The organism is Desulfobacter sp., from assembly GCF_050177295.1.
This window is the reverse complement of sequence record NZ_JBFXHE010000399.1, coordinates 1-4111: the sequence shown is the minus strand read 5'-3', so window position 1 is coordinate 4111 and position 4111 is coordinate 1. Positions and strand designations below refer to the sequence as shown.

The window sequence follows — 4111 nt, the reverse complement described above, 5'->3', positions numbered from 1 at the left end:
AAAAAGATGAAGCCACAAAGTGTTAAACGCCTATTAGGCGGTGTCCTAATACTTATTGGAATCAAATCTTTATGGTCTATGGGTTTAACCGGTATTTTGCAAAATATGGGAGAGATTAAAGCATATTTAAGATCTTAACGCACTGTACCCTCTGCTAAAACCAAAAATCGTTAAGTCTCAGACGGCAAATAACGTCAATTCACCGCGCCGTGCATCCGCATGCTGGATCGTCACCTGGATCTGGTCCCCTGATTTGAGTTTCAGCCCGGATGCCGGCAGCCTGGATGCGTCCTGTATTGGATACAACGATTTGAAAAAGCAGAAGATCAAAAACTGTGCCGAAATTTCATGCAATCGCCCTGAGATAAACGTTGACATGTATTTTTCCAGGCGATAGATTTGTACATACAACTCAATTGACCATATCGGCAGACATCAATCCCTGCCGGACAGCACGAAGGAGAAAAAGCGATGAGCAATCCGACTGTTCCGGCCATGACCATCTGCTTACCGGACCTCCTGCCGCCTGAACAACAATTTTTTCCAGGCATCCGCAGGGCCCCGGACAGAGCGTTTCGCCTGACGAGGTGTTTGATGCCGGTGTTGCCAAACGAAGAGAAACCACTTTGAAGAAAAAGGACATTGCAGATGAGAACAAAGTTGCAGAGCACAAGGGTATTTTTTTTAGGTCTGTTGTTATTTTTTGCATCAGCTCCGGCGGGGGCGACAACTTTGGAGCTTTTTGATGCAGTTTTTAATCTTGATGGGACAAAATATGCCCTGGGAGATTCCGATTCCCTCCCTGCAAATTTTACTATGGACGAGAGTGCCTTTGACTCTTTGAGCGGACTTGGAACCTTGAGTATTAATTTTTCTCCAGGAACTGCCAGGGACTACTACATAGGCGGTTTTTTCGACCATGAAATAACAGAACAAGAAAATTATAATGTTTCAGACGAAACAGGAGAGGCGATAGGTACACCGGTGGCTGGACAGTCCTGGGAAATCGACGAGCCGGGATATTCTTTTGGAAATATCTACTACAATCTACTGGACGGGACGTTGGACAATCAAATATTTGGTGGCGCTACAATTGAAAACGATGTCTCCATGGCCATGGGCTGGAATTTAACCCTGGGGAACGAACGCTATACCGCAACCGTTGATTTTATTTTGAGTGATACGGCACCAACTTCGGGTTTCTACCTTGTTCACAGGGATCCAGATAGTGAGTACAGCATTTATCTTTCCAGCGAGTTGACCATTGTCCCGGAACCTGGGACTTTATTGCTCATGGGGTGTGGTTTAGCTGGTCTGGCGCTGTTTGGCAGGCGGCAAAGCTGGACAGACAAAAAGAACAGCTGACTGCTTAACAGGTTCTCCATATTCTCGTTTTTTTAAATGGACATTTAACAGGGACGGTTCGCCCTGAAGTATATCCGGACGAGTCTTATGTGAACAAAAATCACAGCAAGATTTTGTGTGGTATTACGTGTCCTTTCGGTAAGCATGCGTGAGTTAAATTTTATTAATGACGCCGGTGTGCATCATTCCTTTTTCCATCCATATCCATAAGGAAAGGGTGTCCATCAGGGCCATGGCCGGTGCTGTCAGCGCCGTGGCAGGCATCTGGCTACTTATGAACAAATAATACAAAAATAAATAAAATAAGTTGACTTTTCATTATACTCCTATCACATAATAGATGAGCAAGAACTAATTGATAATGGGAGAGTAAACCTATGAGCCAACAGGAAATAGGATTGAAACCGCCAAAGACCGCGCCGGAGCTTTTGGATATGTATTATTTTGAGGCCCGGGCCCATCTTTTGGAAACTGCAGCAATCCTTGACAGGATTGAAAGAGGTCAGGGCGGCGAACAGGCCCTTGAAGACCCTCGGATCAAAAATCTGTTAAAAATATGCGACCTGTTGAAAACAGGAAAAACCAACCGTGCAGAACAGCTGTTAACCCTTCTTTCCGTCTAAAAACAGCACCCGGAGAACAAGAAATGACCGATAAAAATTATTCCATCGTCAGGTATCTGGACCGGGTTGAACCTGTGGATTGCCCATATGGCAGTGTACGACGGGTCATCACCGGTGGCGAAGGCAGTGCCAATGTCCATGTGGTCTGTGTTTCAAAAGGTAAAGAGCACTTTCACAAAGCCTATGATGAAGTATACTATTTTCTTTCGGGCATCGGCACCCTGACATTGGATAGCCAGGCCCATGAATTACGCCCGGGAACCATTGTAAATATCCCGGCAGGCACACTTCATTTTCTTGAATCGGACAGTGACACCCCCCTAGAATTTATCATTTTCGGTTCACCGCCCATGTCCATTGAGGATGACCGGGCCAAGCCAATCAAGCCATAGAAAAGGTGAAACTATGAAAATAATCGAACCCCATATCCACATGATCGCAAGAACCACCCAGGACTATGAACGTATGGCCAGGATGCATACGGTTGCCTGTGTAGAGCCTGCTTTCTGGGCTGGCTATGACCGGACCTCAGCCCAGGCGTTTTATGACTATTTCACCCATATTTCCGAATTTGAACCCACCAGGGCCGCCCTGTATAATATTGATCACTACTGCCATATCTGTATGAACCCTAAGGAGGCTGAAGATATGGAACTTGCGCGGGAAGTCATTTCTTTCATTCCGGAATTTTTAGACAAACCAACGGTTTTGGGCATGGGTGAAATCGGCCTGAACAAAAACACCAAAAACGAAATGACGATTTTTGAAGAACAGGTGGAGCTTGCCGTAAAAAACGATCTTATCATGTGGATTCACACACCCCATCTCGAAGATAAATACAAGGGAACCCGGATGATGGTGGACTGCCTCAACAGCCGCAAAGACGTTGATCCTATGAAAATTTGTTTTGACCACTGCGAGGAACATACCATTAGAATGGTAATTGATTCCGGATTCTGGGCCTCCATGACCATCTATCCTATGACAAAAAATTCCCCTTCCCGGGTCATTGACTCAGTGGAAATTTTCGGACTGGAACGGATCATGGCGGATGCCTCGGGAGACTGGGGGCCGTCGGACCCTAAAACCCTTCACGATACCGTATTTGAAATGAAACGCCGTGGCCACAGGGAAACGGATGTAGACACCTTGTTTTACAACAACCCCTGTTTTTTTCTGGGACAGAGCCCTAAATTCAAACACCGCCCCCTTGTTGACCGGGAAACGGCTTGGGGGAAATAAGTATCCGGCTTTTAATCCCCTGCCTTGTGTTCACATCTGTTTTTCCAGGACAAAAGTTTTTTTGGGAACTTTCACCGCATATGAAAATGTTTGTTAAAATAGCTACCCTGACTGTTGTGCTATCGTTGATTTTTCTTATTGTTTTTTTTATCTGGGGTGAAAGCTTGACCCTGCCTTTTACCCAGCAGAAACTGATAGACTGGTTTGTAACGATCAAACCTTATGCATGGATAATCGGTATTTCGCTGTTGGTTTCCGATCTCTTTTTACCCATCCCCGCCACCCCTGTAATGACAGCATTAGGCGCGGTATACGGTACTTGGGTCGGCACTTTTGTCAGTTTTGCAGGATCGTGCTTTGCAGGCTTTTGTGGTTATTTTATTGCACGATTCCTGAGTAAAGGCATGCTGAGTCGGATCGCTTCCGAAGCCGAAGTGGTTCAGTTTAAAGGATTTTTTGATGCCTGGGGAGGGGTTGCTATTATTGTTAGCCGAATGACGCCTATTTTGCCGGAGGTGATGACCCTCCTGGCGGGTTTATCAAAAATGAAAATCAGTCGATTTACTTTTGCACTGTCATTGGGAACGCTGCCCACGGCTTTTTTGTATGCCTATCTCGGGCATACGGCAAGATCCGAGCCGGTTTATGCCGTTATCGGTGCAACGATTCTGCCTCTCGCTATTTGGCCGTTATACATAACATTGCTACGCCATTCGGGGTCCTGATTTTTTACTAGTATAAGAGAAATTATGTTTACATAGTATCTGCTGATTTTCTATTTTGTTGGCTTTATAGAAGCTATTGAATGTCACCCTACTTCTATTGTACAAAAATTTGAAAAAATGGTCTTATGTTAATAAGCTGTAAATAAAGGATTGAAA

General features: G+C 45.1%; 7 protein-coding genes. 6 read left to right on the top strand and 1 reads right to left on the bottom strand.

Translation table 11 applies throughout. The annotated features are described in order from the left end of the window. Positions 1–177 precede the first annotated feature (177 nt). Positions 178–378, bottom strand: a complete 201-nt coding sequence (locus tag AB7U36_RS19870; RefSeq protein WP_428161373.1) for a hypothetical protein — start codon at positions 376–378, stop codon at positions 178–180. 93 nt (positions 379–471) lie between these two features. Between AB7U36_RS19870 and AB7U36_RS19865 the strand changes: the two genes are divergently transcribed. The 6 genes from AB7U36_RS19865 (at position 472) to AB7U36_RS19840 (ending at position 3955) form a co-directional block, all read left to right on the top strand. Continuing rightward, positions 472–630 (top strand): hypothetical protein, encoded by a 159-nt coding sequence (locus AB7U36_RS19865; protein ID WP_428161372.1) that lies wholly within the window; start codon positions 472–474, stop codon positions 628–630. A gap of 18 nt (positions 631–648) precedes the next feature. Further along, on the top strand, positions 649–1365 hold the full coding sequence (locus AB7U36_RS19860; RefSeq protein ID WP_428161371.1) for a PEP-CTERM sorting domain-containing protein: 717 nt from the start codon (positions 649–651) through the stop codon (positions 1363–1365). A gap of 377 nt (positions 1366–1742) precedes the next feature. Continuing rightward, positions 1743–1988: a hypothetical protein gene (locus tag AB7U36_RS19855; RefSeq protein ID WP_289021857.1), complete on the top strand. Its 246-nt coding sequence runs from the start codon at positions 1743–1745 to the stop codon at positions 1986–1988. 23 nt (positions 1989–2011) lie between these two features. Further along, a complete protein-coding gene (locus tag AB7U36_RS19850) occupies positions 2012–2380 on the top strand; it encodes a cupin domain-containing protein (protein WP_428161370.1) in 369 nt (122 codons plus the stop codon). A 13-nt stretch (positions 2381–2393) separates the two neighbouring features. Beyond that, positions 2394–3230, top strand: a complete 837-nt coding sequence (locus tag AB7U36_RS19845; RefSeq protein ID WP_289021855.1) for a TatD family hydrolase — start codon at positions 2394–2396, stop codon at positions 3228–3230. A gap of 80 nt (positions 3231–3310) precedes the next feature. Continuing rightward, positions 3311–3955: a TVP38/TMEM64 family protein gene (locus AB7U36_RS19840; RefSeq protein WP_428161369.1), complete on the top strand. Its 645-nt coding sequence runs from the start codon at positions 3311–3313 to the stop codon at positions 3953–3955. Positions 3956–4111: the final 156 nt, after the last annotated feature.